Source organism: Rhodococcus sp. W8901 (assembly GCF_013348805.1).
GTDB lineage: Bacteria > Actinomycetota > Actinomycetes > Mycobacteriales > Mycobacteriaceae > Prescottella.
On record NZ_CP054690.1, the window covers coordinates 1,905,160 to 1,922,017 of the forward strand.

Genomic DNA, 16,858 nt, shown 5'->3' on the forward strand with positions numbered 1-16,858 from the left:
CGAGTGTGGCTGCTACGCCGCCCGCGGTCCGGCCCGGTTGTGGGCGGGGATGGGCTTCTTGTGGGGGTCGACGGTGCTTGGTGGTGTGAACCACGGTTGCCGGTCGGGGCCGATCTCGACGTCCCAGTGCGAGTGGTGGAGTAGTCGGTGGTGGTAGTGGCACAGGAGTACGAGGTTGTCGAGGTCGGTGGGTCCGCCGTCGGCCCAGTGTTTGACGTGGTGGCCTTCGCAGTGTGCGGGTGGTGCGCCGCAGCCGGGGAAGGCGCAGCCGTTGTCGCGGGCGGCGAGGGCTCGGCGTTGTTGCTTGGATACGGTGCGGGTGGTGCGGCCGAGGTCGAGTGGTACCCCGTCCTTCATGACGATCGGGGTGAGGTCGCAGTCGCAGGCGATCCGGCGGGCGGTTGCGATGGTGAGCGGCCCCATCCACGGCATCCAGGCGACGTCCTTGTCTCCCACCATGTCCGCGTGATCGGCGGGCGTGCTGCTGCCTGTGTCGGTGTGGTCGTCAGTGTTCGGCTCGGTGCGGGCGAGGTCGCGGGCGTTCACGTGTAGTGACAGGTGTGGCCGTTCGCCGCCTTCGACAGGAGCTGCGCCGGAGTTGAGGTAGTGCCGCAGGATCTCGGTGAATGCTTCGGCGCGCCGTTGTCCGGGGTGCGCATGCCGGCGGGGTCGTCGACCGGGTTCCTCGGTTTGGTGAGGGCCGATAGTGCGGTGAGGAGCATTTCGCCTGTGATCGAGTCGAAGTCGCCTTTGACGGCGACGCGCCCGTTGAGGGTTTTGGAGGCGTGGAGTTCGTTGCGGTCGGTGTCTTCGCTGGCGGGCAGTTCGTCGGATTCGAAGATCCGCTCGAGTTTCGCTATCGCGCCACGGACGGTGTCGGTGGTGGCTGTGGTGCCGGTGGCGCAGTCGAGCAGCACGTTGCGGCAGGAATCGAGGGCTTCGTCGGGCATGCCGCGGGGTGGGCGCTCGCAGAATTTGGCGATCAACCCGGCGTGGTCGGCGGAGATGCGCAGATTGTCGTAGGCGTCGGCGATCTCGGGTTGGCGGCGGAGGGCTGTGCCGAGGGCGAGGATCCGGGCGGCGGCGGGTACTTCGAGGAGGGTCGTCGATGCGAGCCAGAGTTTGACGCTGCGGAAGCCGATCGCGTCGAACGAGATTGCGCGCTCGTCGATTTCGGCGACCGCGGCGACGCGGAGTGTTTCGAGTCGTTCGATCTCGCGGGAGATGTCGACCGCGGCGGCGAGGAGCTCGGATTCGGGGAGTCGGCGCACGTCGTCGGCGTGCAGCGGTAAGGCAGCTGCGCCTGGTTCGATGATTCCCCCCGGATTCATGCTGCAAGTTTATTTCGAACTGATGTTCGAGTCAATGGTCTTCTAGTTGTACCGCCCAGGCGGGGCGCCCGGCCGGATCGGCCGGCCGACGACGAGCTGGAGCGAAAACGTCTCCTCTCAGCAGTAATACGGTGGTTCTTTGTCGGGATCGTCGACTACAACGTCGACGTGAGGGTTGATCACGAGCTGAGCGATCGCGTCGGACCCAGCGCCAATCGACGCGAAATGGGGATCGACGTCGCACGTCACACACCACGCATGATCGGCCGGCCACACGAACGCTGGGGTTGGGGCTTCGATGTCGTGCAGAAGCGTCTTGATCTGGACCTCCCATTCGGCGAAGTCGGCAAGTGCTCCGTGGAACAGAAAGTAGTCGCGGTTCGGTATCGAGACCTTCGGCATCGGATCGTCGATGTGGAAGCTTGGCCATCCATCCCAAATGCAGAAGTAGCAATCATCAGGCGTGCCGGTGCATCGGGCCAGCTGGGTCAGGACGACACCGAGTTGTTCGTTGTCGGATAGCGCGTCCGGAGCGGCGTGGACATTGTTGGCGCTTTGTCCCGGATGGCCCGGGTCCGGGATGAACCTCAGACGTGCGTACTTGTCGAAGCAGCGGGGCCCGCGAGCGGCCAGTCGCCGCCAGTCCTCGTCTCGATGTTCGAGCCAGAGCGCAGCCGATAGATCGACACACCGTGTGATGGTCATTCGAGCAGTATGTCCGCCCCTGAATTGTCGAGCAATCAGCGAAGCTGACCCAGCAACCTCCTTCTCGGCTGACGCGGATTCATATCGCTCTAGGGGACTTGGAAGATTCCGATTCCTCGGCCCCGCGTCAGTCGTCCGAGTCCGTGGCGGTGGTGTGCACCGCTCGTCGCGGCTCGTACCACACGTCGCCTGCCGGTTCGCCCGCCATGTTCCAACTCCACGACACTGTCGGGATGATCCGTGAGTACAGTCCGGCGCCGACGATCCCGACGCGTTCGATCGGCGGGTCCGCGATCCCGTAGACCCGGATGCACTTGGCGGTGAGGGGGTCGAGCGACATCAGTTCGTCGACGACGAGTGCCACCCTGTCGTGGCCGCCGAGTATGTTTCGGAACTTTCTGGTGTGAAGCACGGGCTCGCCGGTCCCACCGATCCAGAAGTGGGTGCCGTCGAACTCGAAGGCGAGTGGGACGACATCGGGTTGGCCGTCGTCGGACGTGGTCGCCAGTCGAGCGAGCGGTTGTGACCGCAGGAACTCGACCTCGTCGTCAGTGAAGGACATGGGCTCTTCCTCTCGTGATCACCCGCCCGGGCGCACCCACTCGAAAGCGTGTGCCGCGGAGCGTGTTCCCTCTGCGGTGCGGGAGCGGTTGGGCTCGCCGAGTTCGGCGAGCATCGGAGTCGCGATGTCGACGAGGCCGGTCAGTGCGGCCGGTGTCAGCCACCCGGGGCGGGTTGCGAACGCGATGTCCTCGCTGGAGGTGTTGCCGCTGGCGCCGGGGGCGAACGGACAGCCGCCGAGACCGCCGAGCGAGCCGTCCACGACCGATGCCCCGGTGGCGATCGCGGCGAGTGTGTTCGCGACACCGAGCCCCCACGTGTCGTGGCCGTGGAAGACGATGCGCCGCTCGGGGCTTTCGGTCGCGACCCGGCCGATCAACGCCGCCACCTGCGCGGGCACCGCCTGGCCGAGCGTGTCGGCGAGGACGATGTCGTCCGCGCCGTCCGCGCGGGGATCGTTCGCGATCGACAGCACCCGATCGGCCGGGACGTCGCCCTCGAACGGGCACGTGAACGACGTTGCGATACACAGCTGGATGCGCCCGCCGACGGCGCGGGTCAACTCGATCGCCGCCGGCATCGCGGCCAGGCTGTCGTCGGTGGAGCGGCCGATATTGGCGCGGTTGTGGGATTCGGATGCGGAGAAGCAGTACTGGAAGTTGCGGGCGCCGGCAGCCGCGGCCTTCTCGACGTGGCGTGGGGTGGCCACCCACACCCAGCAGCGGTCGAGTTCCTCGGGCGTCAGTTCCCCGATCACCTCGAGGGTGTTCGCCATGGGCGGCACCAGGTCCGGCCGCGCCATCGACCCGATCTCGAGTTCGGGTACGCCCAGTGCGAGGAGCCCGCGCGCGATCTCCAGCTTGCGGTCGGTGGGCAGCACCTTGCCGGTGAGTTGCAGTCCGTCGCGCAGCGTCACGTCGCGCAGGATCGATTGCGGTGCAAACGAGTAGCTCATCAGTCCTCCGTCTCGGCGATGATCCGCTCGATCTCGGCGTCGGATCTGCCGAGCACGCTCGCCAGTACCTCGCGGGTGTGCTCGCCGAGGTCGGGGCCGACGTGATCGATCGGGAGCGACCTGTCGCCGATCACCGGCACGATGCCGGGGAACCCGACCGGCTGCGGTGAGTCCGCGCCGGTATCCACGTCGAAGGTCTGAATCATGTTGCGCGCGTTGTACTGATCGTCATCGACGATGTCGGCGGCGGTGTAGATCGGCCCGGACGGGACGTTCGCCGCGTCGAGGATGCGCAGCGCATCGTCGCGGGTGTGGCGGGACGTCCACTCGCCGATCGCGGCGTCGAGTTCGTCGCGGCGCGCCCAGCGTCCGGCGTTGGTCTGCAGTTCCTCGTCGGCGGCGAGGTCAGGGCGTTCGATCGTCTCCATGTAGCGCTGGAAGATCGCGTCGCCGTTGCCGGAGATGATGATGCTGGTGCCGTCGTTGCACGGGTACGCGTTGGACGGCGCGATGCCTTCCATGCGGCCGCCGACGCGTTCGCGTTTGACGCCGTACGCGAGGTAGTCGGGGATCAGTGACTCCATCATCGACAGGATCGACTCGTTGAGCGCGACGTCGATGATCCGCTGCGACAGCGCGAGCGATTCGCCCGTGCGGGACTGGCGTTGGAACAGCGCCATCACCGAGCCGAAGGCGGCGTACAGGCCGGCGATGGAGTCGCCGATCGACACACCCACCCGGACCGGCGGACGGTCCGGGTCGCCGACGAGTTCCCGGAATCCGCCGAGCGCCTCGGCGACCGCGGCGAAGCCGGGCCGTTCGGCGAGCGGGCCGGTCTGACCGAACGCGGAGATCCGGGTGATCACCAGATCGGGATTGACCGCGTCCAACTGCTCGGGGCCGATGCCCCACTTCTCGAGCGTGCCGGGCCGGAAGTTCTCGAGCAGGATGTCGCACTGCGCGGCGAGGTCGAGCACCAGCTGCCGGCCTTCCTCGGTCCGCAGGTCCAGCACGATCGACTTCTTGTTGCGGTTGATCGTGCGGTAGAGCATCGACGTGGTGCCCGAATACAGACGCCAGTTGCGCAGTTCGTCGCCGGTGCGGGGCCTCTCGACCTTGATCACCTCGGCGCCGAAATCGGCGAGCAGCCGACCGGCGGTGGGGGCCGCGATGTAGTTGCCCAGCTCGAGCACGCGCACGCCCTCGAGGGGCCGGGTCGGGATGTCCTGCGTCATCCCTCGATTCAAGCAGTTTCCGGCGCGTCGTGGTTCTCCCGTCCAGCGGGAAATGACATGCGGATACGCCAGCGCATACGGTGTGCTGAATGAGACGTGGGCCATATTCGATGTGTGGTCGCCCGACGACGGATGGAGTGCATGGTGGGTCTGAGTTCGGATCGGATCGTGGTGGTGACCGGAGCCAGCCGCGGTGCCGGCAAGGGAATCGCGCTCGCGCTCGGGGCGACCGGCGCGAAGGTGTACGTCACCGGACGGACGCAGACCGAGGGCGACGCACCCCTGCCGGGCACCGTGTTCGCCACCGCCGAGGAGATCACCCGCCGCGGCGGTGAGGGAGTTCCCGTCGTCCTCGACCACAGCGACGACGCCCAGGTGGAGGCGTTCTTCGCGCAGCTCCGCGAGGAGCACGGACGCCTCGACATCCTGGTCAACAACGCGCTCAACGTGCCGGACGAGCTGACCAAGAAGGGCCCGTTCTGGGAGAAGTCGCTGTCGCTGCTCGACGTGCTCGACGTCGGCATGCGGTCCAGCTACGTGTCGAGCTACTACGCCGCACCGCTGCTCGCCGCCAACGGTGAGGGCCTCGTCGTCAACACCTCGTCGTTCGGCGGTACCTGCTACATGCACGGCCCCGCGTACGGCGCCGGCAAGGCCGCGGTCGACAAGATGGCCCACGACATGGCTGTCGACTTCCGGCCGTTCAACGTCGCGGTCGTCTCGCTCTGGATGGGTCTGCTCCTGACCGAGCGCACCAAGGCCGGGTTCGATGCGAACCCGGGCGCGTACGACGGACTGGCGGCGACCGCGGAGTCGGCGGAGTTCCCCGGACGCGTCATCGACGCGTTGGCCCGTGACCCCCAGCTGATGAAGCGCAGCGGCCAGGTGCTCGTCGGCGCCGAGGTCGCGGAGGAACTCGGGGTCAAGGACCTCGAGGGGAAGCAGCCGCCGTCGCATCGCCAGTTCCTCGGTAACCCGCCGGTGTTCTCCGACGCCGTCATCGACTGACACCGATCTGCAGCGGACACGTATCGGATCGGTATCGACTTCGCGGACCCGACGTGTCGTCCCGGTGGGGGCGACCGTCGGGTCTAGCGTTCGCGGCGGACGTGAACTACCGCGTAGCCGTCGTTGTCCGCACACCCGAGTCGAAATCACGCGCCTGGGACGTGAGGGAGTCGTCATGGAGTCCACCGCAATCAAGTTCGTTCTGCTGAGTCTGTTCCTGGTAGGTCTGGTCGTGGCCGGTGTCGGGGTGGCCGAACTGCACGTGCACGCCACGGTCGCGGCGCTGATCGTCGCGTCGGTGTCGGGGCTGCTGCTGCTCCGCATCCGGGCCGAATCGCACGGCCGCCTCGAGCCGCGAGGCCGAATCGCAGGCTGACGGCGTCGTCGTCGCCACGCAGTTTCCGGATTTCTGGGACAGTGGTGGGCAGGAGCCCTTCGAGGAGGCGCGATGCCTGCACCCGACCCGTCCGCCGCCGTGACCGAACGGCGCGCCCGTATCAACGACCAGGTCCGCCGCTGGTGTGAGCGTGCCCGGCTCGACGGCCGGCACCCGCCGCTGTCCGACGTCGCCGCGCTGTTGATCGCGGCGGGCCGAGTGGACGGGCCGACGCGGCAAGCCCTGACCGCCCGTCGTCGTGCGGGCCGGACGATTCCGTCGATCGGCGGTTTCGGTGGTCTTCGCCTGCTCACCGACGAGCACGCCCGGCTTGCCACCCGGGCGGCGTCGTTGCGGCCCGGCCCGGTCCAGCTGGCGCACCGCTATCGCGCCGCGGAGCTGGCGAAACGTATAGACGGGCTGCGTTCGGCGGTGACGATGTCGAACATGCACTACGGCGGTGGCGTCCGGGCTATTCGCCGCGAGCGCCGTGACGGGGTGCATCTGGACCCCGGACAGCGCGACGCGCTGTTCGCGGCGTTGCAGCACACCCCCGCTCCGTTGCCGGTCGAACGGCGGCATCTGCACGAGTTCCGCAACGCGGTCCTCGAGTCGACGGCGCAGCGTGTGGCCCGGCTGTCCGAGCACACCCGGGCCGAGGACGTGGGTCGACGGGCGGTCGACGCGCTCGAACGTGCCGTGGAACCCGACGACGATCGGTTCGCCGACCGCTACGACACCCTGCTGTTCCTCGCCGGCTCGCTCTACGACCGGATCGAGGGTTCTCCCGCATGGCATTCGGAGCACTTCGTGGTGCAGCGCGCGCAGCTGGATCTCGCGGAGGAGCTCACGCAGATTGCGGTCGACACCGTTGCGCTGCAAGGCATCCTCGGTGAACTCGACAACGCGCTCACCTCCACACCGGGTGCGCGCGACCACGTGCAGTCCCGCCACGACGCGTTGGTGCCGGTGTGGGACCAGCTGGTCGACCGGGTCGCTGCACTGGCCCGGATCGGGGACCTGTTGTCGCAGGCCGAGACCCAGCTCCAAGCAATGGCGTCGATGCGCTGGGCCACGAGCCTCGATACCCGGATCGACGATCTGATCGCCCGTTCCGGCAACCGCGAACTGTCGGCGGACAACACGCACCAGGTCGGCGATCAGTTCGGTGGCGTCGAGGAACTGATGGGCACGTATCGGAGCGCGTTGGGCGGGGACATCGCCGCGCTCACCGCCCGAGGTGAGTCGTGACCACCGGCATCAGGCCGTTGCCTCGCCGTCGAACCAGTCCCATTGCCCTCCTGTCGGAGGGCATTGACTGACTCGCAGACGCCCATGTATCCAGTGTTTTAAAACATTTGCAAGAAAAGGTCCAGGGGAGGTCCCCCGCATCAGGATCCCGCCCACCGCGTCTGCGAAATGGAGTCGAGATGAATCCCAGTGGAATCGAGGCGTACCGCCTCGGCCGCAGCTTCGACGTCATGCCGATCCCGATGGATCTCGAGCACTGCGTCGAGGTGCCGGCAGGCCCGCTCACCTTCGTCGTCGAGTCGCGACGTCTCACCGACGAGGCCATCAACTCGAACGCGCGCGATCGGGGCCGTCCCGATGCCACGTACGACAGCGGCATCGACGACGGCGGCGCATGTGTCCACGTGCTCGGCACGGCAGATCGGCTGGAGCGCTTGCGCTTCGACTGTTTCGACAACGAACCGCACTACCACTACATCCATCAGTCCGAGCAGGTCAACGTCGTTGTGCGCTTCGACCAGTTCGCCGAGGGGGATCCCCGGGAATGGACTCTCGAACGTCTGCGCTCCCGCCTGCCCCACATGCTCGAACACCTCGGTTCGGTGGGACTGGCCGATGAGGTGCGGGCCGTGGATCTCAGCCCGGCGGTGGACGAGGTGGCGCGACTCCTCGACGTCGCCGGGTAGACCCCGGCGGTCGCGCCCCGAGCCGATAGCGCGGACAGCGGGTGCAGCGCTACCGGTTTCGCGGCCGGCCGCATGCCAACCTGAGCACATGGCGTCGCGATTCGAGGAGAGATGACGATGTTCGATCCCACCTGGGAATCGGTGTCCGGTCGACCGCTTCCGGGCTGGTACGACGGCGCCAAGCTCGGAATCTTCGTGCGGTGATCGGCAGCCGGCCGTAGACGACTGTTGCCGGAACGACGTCCGGGGGCACTCAGGTGCGGTACACCCGCAAGGGCTCCGACGTGTTCGTGTTCCTGCTGGAACTACCCGGAACCCGGCGCTTCACGCTGCGCGGAGTCGACATTCGTGACGTGGACGGGGTCGAACTGCTCGGCGACCCCGCCGCACTGGACTTCTCCACGATCGACGGCCAGCTTTCCGTCGAACTTCCTCCGCAGGTGTCCGTCTCGGCCACATACGTGCTTCGATTGGCGGGCGCGGCCGGCTAGCCGGCCACGTGCGGGTTCACCAGCCGCGCTCGGCGAGGCAGTGCGGCTGCGGGATGTCGTCGACGTTGATGCCGACCATGGCCTCGCCGAGTCCGCGGGAGACCTTCGCGAGCACGTCGGGGTCGTCGTGGAAAGTGGTGGCCTTGACTATCGCGCCGGCGTCCTCGGCCCCGTGGGGATGGTGTCGGGGGTGCTCCCAGCCGCTTCCTTCTTCGTTGGAACAGATTGGGGGAGTGGGAAAAACGTTCAGCGCTCGGGGCGCGCAGCCATGCCGTCGAGGAAGACGGACATGCAGTCTTCGGAGAGTTCGCCGAGAGTGTAGGGGTCGTCCGGCCGGCGCCAGTAGACGGTGAACCACACCGAATCTCGAAGGAACCGGTGGAACACCTTGGAGGGTACGTCCTTTCGGAGAACGTCTGCGTCCTTGCCCGCCTCGATGGCGTCGAGCCAGATCGTCTGGATCTCGTCGGCGAGCGCGTTGGCTTCGGTGAAGTCGCGCAGCTTGCGAAGGTTGGGGAACTCGGCGTGATAGACCTTCGTCGCATCGGGACGGGCGGCGCCCATCGCGAGGGAGACGTCGACAATCGCCTTCAGCCGTGCGCGCGGCTCGAGCTGCTCGAGGCCGGTCACCCGATAGTTCGCGAGGAGATCCGAGAGGAACACCGTGACCAACTTGTTGACGATGGCGCCCTTCGACCGGAAGTAGTGGTAGAGCGCGCCCGCATTGATGCCGACCTCGTCACCGATCTCGCGCATCGAGGTTCCGGGGATCCCGCGCGCGGCGAACAGGACGGCGGCGGCGTCGAGTATTTCGGACCTCCTGTCGGGGGCTTCGGGCACGCGTGTTCCTTTCGTATTGAACAATCATTCAAACCATAGTGCTGCCCGATGCTGCCGGTCAAAAGGAGGGTGGCGCGAGTGCTGTGACCGGCGCCTGCGCTCCTCCGGGGCTCGATTTCGTTTCGTCTTGACTGCTTCGGAAGGCCGTTCTATATTCGGCCTGAATGAACGTTCAATGAGCGCCGTTCGGATATTGATCTGGCCTTCGCGGGCCCGGGCCGCTGCCGGAGTCGCCACCTCAGCCTGTGCGAATGGTGTAGGTGCGCAGAGTCTTCCGCGGCGTCCTGCGCTGCGACCGCCACACGAGGGTGTGCGAGGTGCCGAAACCCGACACCGCCGGACGCCTTCCGAGAAATCAACCGAGGAGATCCCATGACCAGGGTTGTCTACGCCCGAAGTGTTCACGACGAGCGCGAGATCGAGGCCTGCCTCGAGGTGCTGAGGGGAGGCCCGTTCGCCCTCAAGATCGGCAAGAACGTCGCCGAGATGGAGCGCAGGGTCGCTGATCTCTACGGCAAGAAGCTGGGCCTGATGTGCAACTCGGGTTCGTCCGCGCTGTACCTGGCGCTCGAACTGCTCGATCTGCCCAAGGGCTCCGAGGTGATCACCTCGCCGCTGACGTTCTCCACGGACGTCTCGCCGATCGTCCGCGGAGGCTGGATTCCGGTGTTCGTCGATGTCGAGCCGGACACGTACAACGTCGATGCGTCCAAGATCGAGGCGTTGATCACCGACAAGACCAAGGCGATCCTGGTCCCGAACCTGGCGGGCAATGCCCCCGACTGGGACGCGATCCGCGAGATCGCCGACCGTCACGACCTCAAGGTCATCGAGGATTCGTGCGACTGCATCGGAACGACCCTCAACGGCACCAAGACCGGTTCGCGGTCCGACATCACCGTCACCAGCTTCGCGATGTCGCACATCATCACGTGCGCCGGTAACGGCGGCATGGTGTGCCTCGACGACGAGAAGCTGCGCGACAAGGGCCTCATGCTGCGGCGTTGGGGTCGCCGATCCGAGCCACACCTGTTCGGGTCCGAGCAGGCGCGGACCGGACGTGTGTTCCGCGAGAGCCTCGACGGCGTCGCGTACGACAACGACTTCATCTTCGACGTCCTGCCCTGGAACTTCGAGCCGTCCGAGCTGGGCTCCGCGTTCGGCCTGGTCCAGCTGAGCAAGCTCGACGTGAACTACAAACGCCGCCACGAGATCTTCGATGCGTTCACTGCGGCCTTCGGCGCCTACCCGTCGCTGTTCCGTCTCCCCAAGCCGCTCCCGGGCTTCTATACCGCGTGGCTGTGCTACCCCGTCACGATCCGCGAGGATGCCGGGTTCGAGCGTTCGGACCTGCAGGAGTCGCTCGAGGGTGCGGGTATCGACACCCGAACGGTGTGGAGTGGCAATGTCACTCGACACCCGATGATGCGCAATGTCGAGTACCGCATTCCTGAGGACGGCCTGCCCTTCGCGGACGAGGTGTTCGAGCGTGGCATGTCCCTCGGGATGAGCCACGGCACGACGGACGAGGAACTCGATCATGTGGTGGCGAGCATCCACGCGTTCGCGTCCAAGTTCGTCGCGCCGCAGACGTAGCGCATATAGGCGCCATTTCCGCCTGCGCAGAGTCCGTTCGTACCCGAGCCCCCGACTTCCGAGTCGGGGGCTCGTCGCGTTCTCCGGGCCCGCGGTCCCGGAGATTCCCTGGTGTGGAACTGCGTTCTAGATGACCGCGAGACTTCCGCTTGACATTTGCATCTACCTCGCTAATCTCGAAGGCAATCATATAGAACACGGTTTCACATCGAGTAGTTTCATCAGGAGTGTCCATCGTGACGAACGAAACGCCCTACATCCTCATTTCAGCTGACAGTCATGCCGGTGCCGACCACGCCACCTACCGCTCGTACCTCGAATCGAAGTGGCACGAGGAGTTCGACACGTGGCGCGGAAAGTACAAGAACCCCTACCGTGACCTCGTCGACGACGGCCGAACCCGCAACTGGGACAACGTGCGTCGACTGCGCGAGACGCAGGGTGACGGCACGGTCGGTGAGGTGCTGTTCCCCAACACGGTGCCCCCGTTCTTCCCGAGTGCCGCCGTGCTGGCGGGTCCGCCGCGGGCCGAGGACTTCGACAAGCGTCTCGCGGGCGTGCGCGCCCACAACCGCTGGCTGAAGGACTTCTGCAACGACGCTCCCGCCCAGCGTGCCGGCGTTGCGCAGGTGTTCCTCAACGACGTCGACGAGGCGATCAAGGACGTCGAGTGGGTCAAGGAGAACGGACTGCGCGGCGGCATCCTGCTGCCGAACCTGGCGCCCGACATCAAGTGGGTCAAGCCGCTGTACGACCCCGAGTACGACCGGTTGTGGAAGGTCTGCGAGGACCTCGGCGTCCCGGTGAACAGCCATGCCGGCACCGGTCTGCCGGACTACGGCCGCTACAAGACGTCGTCACTGCTCTACATCAACGAGGTCGGCTTCTACTCGATGCGTCCGCTGGTGCAGATGATCCTCTCGGGTGTGTTCGAGCGGTTCCCGAAGCTCAAGTTCGCGGTGTCCGAGCAGGGTTGTGCGTGGGCGCCGGATCTGATGCGTCAGCTCGACACGGTGGACCTGCGGGTCAAGCGCACCGGCCGGATCGGCGAGCTGTTCTACAGCGAGGACGAGCAGCTTCCGTTGCGTCCGAGCGAGTACTTCCGGCGCAATGTGTGGGTCGGTGCGACGATGCCGTCGGCGCAGGACATGGCGTCGCGCGACACGCTCGGCGAGGGCAAGTTCATGTGGGGCAGCGACTACCCGCACAACGAGGGCACGTACCCGTTCACGCGCGAGTGCATCCGTCAGGTGATGCACGACGTCGACGAGACCGAGCTGCGGAAGCTGTTCGCGGCGAACGCTGCCGAGTTGTACGACTTCGACCTGGACGCGCTGGCCCCGCTGGCGGCGAAGTACGGCCCCACGCCGTCCGAGGTCGCCCAGCCGCTGACCGAGTTGCCCGAGAACCCCAACGACGTCCTGCTGCGTGAGTCCTTCGCCAAGCAGCTCGAAGCCGAGCTGAGCGCGTGACTCGGCGGTTCGAGGGCCGTCGGGCGATCGTCACCGGTGCCAGCCGCGGCATCGGCGCGGGTATCGCGCAGCGGCTGGCGGCGGAGGGCGCGGCCGTCGCGATCGTGGCCCGCACGGTCGACGAACCCGATCGCGGCTTCGACGGCACCCTGGCCCGGACAGCCGAGGTGATCCGCTCGGCCGGTGGCACGGCCGTGATCGTCCCGGCCGCGCTCGAGGATGCGGACTCCCGGGCCCGCATCGTCCCCGAGGCGGAGAAGGCACTGGGCGGGCCGATCGACATCCTCGTCAACAACGCGGCGGCGGCGATCTTCCAGCCGCTGCGGGATTACCCGTCCAGGCGTGCGCACCTGACGTTCGAGGTGAACGTCCATGCGCCGCTGGACCTCGCGCAGCGGGTGATCCCCGGCATGCGGGAGCGCGGCGCGGGGTGGATCGTCAACATCACCAGCGGCACCGCCCGGATCCGGCCCGTCGAACCGCTCCCCGCGGGGGAGACCGACCTGGATGCCGACATCCACGGCACGACGCTCTACGGCATGAGCAAGGCCGCCCAGGATCGGATGACAGCGGGGCTGGCCGCCGAACTGAACGGGACCGGGATCCGTGTCAACGCGGTGCGCCCACGCTCGGCCGTCGCGACGGCGGGGGCGCTGTCGGTGGCGTCGAACATGGTCGGTTCCAAGTGGTTCGTGCCCGAGTCGCTCGAGGAAATGGTCGAGGCGGTGACGTGGTTGTGCGACGCCGCAGCGCACTACACCGGCAACGTCGAGGCGAGCCTGGACATCCTCGAACGTGAAAGCATCACGGTCCGTGATCTGAATGGCAGGCCGATCCTCAAGGAGCAGACCGTATGACCCCCTACGACGGAATCCCGATCATCGACACCCACATCGGGTTTCGCGAGGCCGGGTACGACGAGTACGCCTTCATCACGCGTCAGACCAAGGACCGGGAGAGTCGCGCCGAGTTCAGCATGCCCGCCCAGTACATGTTCAAGGGCGTGCCGGACGACCTCGACACCGACGATCCGATCTCGGCGACGCTGCGGGAGATGGACAAGCACGGCATCGAGATCGGCATGGTCAGCATGGCCAAGGAGTCCGGGCAGAAGGCGGTTCGGCTGTTCCCGGATCGCTTCGTTCCGCAGGGCTCCGCGGTGGACCCCAACGACATCATGGGCACGCTGACGCGGATGACGCGCGAGTACGAGGAGTTCGGCATCGTCTCGGTGAGTTCGTTTGCGGCGGGTACGTTCCCGCAGGTCGCGCTCAACGCGCCGCAGATGTACCCGATCTACGCCAAGTGCGTCGAACTCGACATCCCTATCTTCGCGTGTGCCGGGATCGCCGGACCGCGGGTCAAGTCCGCGGTGCAGCACGTCGAACTGATCGACGGCGTGATGTTCGACTTCCCGGACCTGGTGTTCGTCACGCGGCACGGCTGCGAGCCGTGGGAGGACCTGGCGATCAAACTGATGCTCAAGTGGCCCAACCTCTACTACTCGACGTCCGCGTTCGCACCCAAGCACTACCCGCAGGCCATCGTCGACTACGCCAACACCCGCGGCGCCGACAAGATTATCTACGCCGGGTACTTTCCGGCCGGACTGACGCTGGACCGGATCTTCGGCGACATGCCGCACGTGCTGTTCAACGCCGACGTCTGGCCCAAGTTCCTGCACGAGAACGCCCGCAAGGTGTTGAAACTGAAAGGTTGATCGGACATGCCGATCGGTATCGGAGCCGACCACGACGCGCTCGCCGACTCCCTCGCGCGGTTCGCCGCGCGGACCACGCCCGTCGAGCAGACCCGCCTGCAGATCGCGGAACTCGGGAGAGGGGAGCGACCCGCCCACTGGGACCAGTTGGTGGGCATGGGTATTCCGTCCCTGCACATCGCCGAGGAATTCGACGGTGCCGGCGCCGGTCTCCTCGAACTGGCCGTTGCCCTCGAACAATCGGGCCACGGGCTGATTCCGGGCCCGCTGCTGCCGACGGTCACCGCGAGCGCCGTGATCCAGGCACACGGCACCGACGCGGCGCGCAAGGCGTTGCTGCCGCGCTTCGCAGCGGGCGCGATCGGTGCGTGCGCTCTCGAACCCGGAACCGTCACGCTCGAGGGGGACGGCGACGAGGTGATCGCTTCCGGGGCCACGGTTCCGATCCTGGGCGCCGTCGGTGCAGACATCCTGGTGCTGGCGGGTCAGTGCGGTGCGACGCCGGTGTGGTTCGTGCTCCCCGCCGACGCCGCCGGGATCGACCGAACCCCCGCAGAGGGCGTCGATCTCACCCGCGACATCGGACGGATCCATCTGTCGGAGGCCAGGATTCCTGCCGACCACATCCTCGGCGCGCTACCCGAGGAGGTGGCGTCGCTCGCAACTGTCCTGCAGTGCGCCGAGGCCGTCGGCATCGCCCGATGGGCACAGGAGACGAGCCTGGCGTACGCGAAGATCCGCGAGCAGTTCGGACGACCGATCGGCTCGTTCCAGGCGATCAAACACAAGTGCGCCCAACTGTTCGTCCGTCTCGAGGTGATGACCAGTTCGGTGTGGGATGCGGCGATGGCCGCGGACAGCGACGACCCGCAACAGCTGGCACTCGCGGTGGCACGAACCGCGACGGTGTGCCGGCGCGAGGCCGTCGACGTGGTCCTGGACAGCCTGACGCTGCTCGGCGGCATCGGCAACACGTGGGAACACGACATTCACCTGTACTGGCGGCGGGCAGCGAGCCTGCTGGCACTCGGTGGTGCACAGGACGAGTGGGCGCGGCGCGCCGGCGAACTGGCGCTCACTACCGAGCGTCGGGCGGCTCTCGGCATCGAGCACCGTCCGGAATTCCGGGCCGGGGTGGCCGCGACGATCGCGGCGGCGGCCGCGCTGGATCCGCTGTCGGCACGGGTGTTGCTGGCCGACCGTGGTCTGGTGGCGCCGCACTATCCCGCGCCGTACGGGCTGGGTTCGGACACTGCCGGACAGCTCGTCATCGCCGAGGAGTTCGACCGCGCGGGGATGGTCCAGCCCACCACCGTCATCGGCGAGTGGGCGCTGCCGTCGATCCTCCAGTACGGCACCGGTGACCAGATGGAGCGGCTCGTCGCGCCGACCCTGCGCGGCGAGATCGTGTGGTGCCAGTTGTTCTCCGAGCCCGGTGCCGGCTCCGACCTGGCGTCGCTGACGACGTTCGCCACCAAGGTGGACGGCGGCTGGCGGATCGACGGTCGGAAGGTGTGGAACTCCAAGGCGCACGAGGCGCACTGGGGAATCTGCCTGGCCCGCACCGATCGCGACGTGCCCAAGCATCGGGGCATCAGCTTCTTCCTCGTCGACATGTCGGCGCCGGGCGTGGAGGTGCGGCCGTTGCGCGAGGCCAATGGCGACAGCATGTTCAACGAGGTCACGCTCGACGGAGTGTTCGTGCCCGACGCCGACCTCGTCGGCACACCGGGGGAGGGCTGGAAGGTGGCCCGCACGACGCTCGCGAACGAGCGGGTAGCGATGGGCACCGCCCCGGTCGCCGGTGGCCACCGCTTCGATCCGGTCGAGGTTGTCCGTGCCCTCGACCCCGCAGCTCGGTCCGCGGCACTGCCCGCGCTCGGCCGGATCACCTCCGGGACAGGCGCTCTCGATGCCCTCGCGCACCGGAGCATCCTCAAGCGGCTGTCGGGCCTGAATCCGGGGGTCGAGGCCAGCGCACTCAAGGCGGCGTCCGCGCGGCACATCACCGACGCCGCCGCGCAGGTGTTCGAGTGGTTCGGGCCCGAGGCCGCCGTCGGCAGCCTGGGGCCCGAGGTGGTGGGTGGAGGACGGGCCGCCAAGGCGTACCTTTCGACGCCGTCGCTGCTCATCGGCGGCGGCACGCTCGAGATCCAGCTCAACGTCATCGCCGAGCAGATCCTCGGGCTGCCGAGGGAACCTCGATGAGCGCACCGCCCCTCGCCGGCCGCGTCGCGATCGTCACGACATCCTCGCTACCGGTCTGTCACGGGACCGGCACAAGCTAGGCCTCGCAACGGAATTCGGTGCCGACGTGGTCATGGACGTCGAGACCGAGGATCTACGGGAGGTCGCTCGGCAGACGACCGGCGTCCGCAGATTCGACGTCGTGCTCGACACCTCGCCGCACGCCACCGGTCCGCTGCTCGACGCGCTCGAGATCGTCCGTCACGCTCGAGAACATCCGGCTGATCCGGTGCGGCGGATCGAATGTGCAGGCCTGTCAGCAGGCGGCGGGAACTGTCGTATCCGGCCGATTCCCGCTCAGCCGCATGCGCACCCACGTCCTCGGCTTCGATCGGATCGAGTGCGGGATCGAACTGCTCCGCGGCGACCACCCGGAGGAGTGTC

At 67.1% G+C, this 16,858-nt stretch carries 16 protein-coding genes and 2 pseudogenes; 11 read left to right on the forward strand and 7 right to left on the reverse strand.

The window, feature by feature from the left end; translation table 11 throughout:
• Positions 1 to 12: 12 nt before the first annotated feature.
• From HUN07_RS09095 to HUN07_RS09115, 5 genes and pseudogenes are all read right to left on the reverse strand, one after another.
• Positions 13 to 1,331: pseudogene (locus HUN07_RS09095) on the reverse strand (DUF222 domain-containing protein).
• A 117-nt stretch (positions 1,332 to 1,448) separates the two neighbouring features.
• Complete coding sequence (locus HUN07_RS09100; protein ID WP_174909223.1) at positions 1,449 to 2,036, reverse strand: hypothetical protein; 588 nt, start codon at positions 2,034 to 2,036, stop codon at positions 1,449 to 1,451.
• Between the two features lie 127 nt (positions 2,037 to 2,163).
• Positions 2,164 to 2,598 carry a PPOX class F420-dependent oxidoreductase gene (locus tag HUN07_RS09105; protein ID WP_174909224.1) on the reverse strand — a complete coding sequence of 145 codons (435 nt, stop codon included), beginning with the start codon at positions 2,596 to 2,598 and terminating at the stop codon, positions 2,164 to 2,166.
• An 18-nt stretch (positions 2,599 to 2,616) separates the two neighbouring features.
• Positions 2,617 to 3,552, reverse strand: coding sequence for a hydroxymethylglutaryl-CoA lyase (locus HUN07_RS09110; protein WP_174909226.1), 936 nt, complete (start codon positions 3,550 to 3,552; stop codon positions 2,617 to 2,619).
• On the reverse strand, positions 3,552 to 4,787 hold the full coding sequence (locus HUN07_RS09115; RefSeq protein ID WP_174909228.1) for a CaiB/BaiF CoA transferase family protein: 1,236 nt from the start codon (positions 4,785 to 4,787) through the stop codon (positions 3,552 to 3,554). The genes HUN07_RS09110 and HUN07_RS09115 overlap by 1 nt, the downstream gene beginning before the upstream one ends.
• Before the next feature lie 132 nt (positions 4,788 to 4,919).
• On the opposite strand from HUN07_RS09115, the gene HUN07_RS09120 reads away from it, so the two are divergent.
• The 6 genes from HUN07_RS09120 (at position 4,920) to HUN07_RS09140 (ending at position 8,599) form a co-directional block, all read left to right on the forward strand.
• The gene (locus HUN07_RS09120; RefSeq protein ID WP_114718517.1) at positions 4,920 to 5,795 is read left to right on the forward strand and encodes an SDR family NAD(P)-dependent oxidoreductase; all 876 of its coding nucleotides are present in this window, start codon (positions 4,920 to 4,922) and stop codon (positions 5,793 to 5,795) included.
• Positions 5,796 to 5,970: 175 nt separating this feature from the next.
• Positions 5,971 to 6,171: a hypothetical protein gene (locus HUN07_RS09125; protein WP_114718518.1), complete on the forward strand. Its 201-nt coding sequence runs from the start codon at positions 5,971 to 5,973 to the stop codon at positions 6,169 to 6,171.
• Between the two features lie 72 nt (positions 6,172 to 6,243).
• Positions 6,244 to 7,422: a hypothetical protein gene (locus HUN07_RS09130; RefSeq protein ID WP_174909230.1), complete on the forward strand. Its 1,179-nt coding sequence runs from the start codon at positions 6,244 to 6,246 to the stop codon at positions 7,420 to 7,422.
• Between the two features lie 179 nt (positions 7,423 to 7,601).
• Entirely contained in the window at positions 7,602 to 8,108 is a 507-nt protein-coding gene (locus tag HUN07_RS09135) for a DUF7700 domain-containing protein (protein ID WP_174909232.1), read from the forward strand.
• Positions 8,109 to 8,219: 111 nt separating this feature from the next.
• On the forward strand, positions 8,220 to 8,312 hold the full coding sequence (locus HUN07_RS26620; protein WP_217487194.1) for an alpha-L-fucosidase: 93 nt from the start codon (positions 8,220 to 8,222) through the stop codon (positions 8,310 to 8,312).
• A gap of 53 nt (positions 8,313 to 8,365) precedes the next feature.
• Complete coding sequence (locus HUN07_RS09140; RefSeq protein WP_174909234.1) at positions 8,366 to 8,599, forward strand: hypothetical protein; 234 nt, start codon at positions 8,366 to 8,368, stop codon at positions 8,597 to 8,599.
• 16 nt (positions 8,600 to 8,615) lie between these two features.
• Here the strand turns inward: HUN07_RS09140 and HUN07_RS09145 are convergent.
• Positions 8,616 to 8,768: pseudogene (locus HUN07_RS09145) on the reverse strand (pyridoxal 5'-phosphate synthase lyase subunit PdxS); the annotation flags it as partial.
• Positions 8,769 to 8,845: 77 nt separating this feature from the next.
• A complete protein-coding gene (locus HUN07_RS09150) occupies positions 8,846 to 9,439 on the reverse strand; it encodes a TetR/AcrR family transcriptional regulator (RefSeq protein ID WP_174909235.1) in 594 nt (197 codons plus the stop codon).
• A 372-nt stretch (positions 9,440 to 9,811) separates the two neighbouring features.
• Here HUN07_RS09150 and HUN07_RS09155 point away from each other — a divergent pair, with 372 nt between their 5' ends.
• From HUN07_RS09155 to HUN07_RS09175, 5 genes are all read left to right on the forward strand, one after another.
• Positions 9,812 to 11,035, forward strand: coding sequence for a DegT/DnrJ/EryC1/StrS family aminotransferase (locus HUN07_RS09155; RefSeq protein WP_174909237.1), 1,224 nt, complete (start codon positions 9,812 to 9,814; stop codon positions 11,033 to 11,035).
• A 236-nt stretch (positions 11,036 to 11,271) separates the two neighbouring features.
• The gene (locus HUN07_RS09160) at positions 11,272 to 12,507 is read left to right on the forward strand and encodes an amidohydrolase family protein (protein WP_174909239.1); all 1,236 of its coding nucleotides are present in this window, start codon (positions 11,272 to 11,274) and stop codon (positions 12,505 to 12,507) included.
• Positions 12,504 to 13,364, forward strand: a complete 861-nt coding sequence (locus tag HUN07_RS09165) for an SDR family NAD(P)-dependent oxidoreductase (protein ID WP_174909241.1) — start codon at positions 12,504 to 12,506, stop codon at positions 13,362 to 13,364. The genes HUN07_RS09160 and HUN07_RS09165 overlap by 4 nt, the downstream gene beginning before the upstream one ends.
• Positions 13,361 to 14,227 carry an amidohydrolase family protein gene (locus HUN07_RS09170; RefSeq protein ID WP_174909243.1) on the forward strand — a complete coding sequence of 289 codons (867 nt, stop codon included), beginning with the start codon at positions 13,361 to 13,363 and terminating at the stop codon, positions 14,225 to 14,227. Before HUN07_RS09165 ends, HUN07_RS09170 begins: the two co-directional genes overlap by 4 nt.
• A gap of 6 nt (positions 14,228 to 14,233) precedes the next feature.
• On the forward strand, positions 14,234 to 16,435 hold the full coding sequence (locus HUN07_RS09175) for an acyl-CoA dehydrogenase (protein ID WP_174909245.1): 2,202 nt from the start codon (positions 14,234 to 14,236) through the stop codon (positions 16,433 to 16,435).
• Positions 16,436 to 16,858 lie beyond the last annotated feature (423 nt).

What these genes read in the sequence shown, in the direction of transcription:
- HUN07_RS09100 (WP_174909223.1), bottom strand. Translation starts at nt 2,036, where the DNA reads ATGACCATCACACGGTGTGTCGATCTATCGGCTGCGCTCTGGCTCGAA.
- HUN07_RS09105 (WP_174909224.1), bottom strand. Translation starts at nt 2,598, where the DNA reads ATGTCCTTCACTGACGACGAGGTCGAGTTCCTGCGGTCACAACCGCTC.
- HUN07_RS09110 (WP_174909226.1), bottom strand. Translation starts at nt 3,552, where the DNA reads ATGAGCTACTCGTTTGCACCGCAATCGATCCTGCGCGACGTGACGCTG.
- HUN07_RS09115 (WP_174909228.1), bottom strand. Translation starts at nt 4,787, where the DNA reads ATGACGCAGGACATCCCGACCCGGCCCCTCGAGGGCGTGCGCGTGCTC.
- HUN07_RS09120 (WP_114718517.1), top strand. Translation starts at nt 4,920, where the DNA reads ATGGAGTGCATGGTGGGTCTGAGTTCGGATCGGATCGTGGTGGTGACC.
- HUN07_RS09125 (WP_114718518.1), top strand. Translation starts at nt 5,971, where the DNA reads ATGGAGTCCACCGCAATCAAGTTCGTTCTGCTGAGTCTGTTCCTGGTA.
- HUN07_RS09130 (WP_174909230.1), top strand. Translation starts at nt 6,244, where the DNA reads ATGCCTGCACCCGACCCGTCCGCCGCCGTGACCGAACGGCGCGCCCGT.
- HUN07_RS09135 (WP_174909232.1), top strand. Translation starts at nt 7,602, where the DNA reads ATGAATCCCAGTGGAATCGAGGCGTACCGCCTCGGCCGCAGCTTCGAC.
- HUN07_RS26620 (WP_217487194.1), top strand. Translation starts at nt 8,220, where the DNA reads ATGACGATGTTCGATCCCACCTGGGAATCGGTGTCCGGTCGACCGCTT.
- HUN07_RS09155 (WP_174909237.1), top strand. Translation starts at nt 9,812, where the DNA reads ATGACCAGGGTTGTCTACGCCCGAAGTGTTCACGACGAGCGCGAGATC.
- HUN07_RS09170 (WP_174909243.1), top strand. Translation starts at nt 13,361, where the DNA reads ATGACCCCCTACGACGGAATCCCGATCATCGACACCCACATCGGGTTT.
- HUN07_RS09175 (WP_174909245.1), top strand. Translation starts at nt 14,234, where the DNA reads ATGCCGATCGGTATCGGAGCCGACCACGACGCGCTCGCCGACTCCCTC.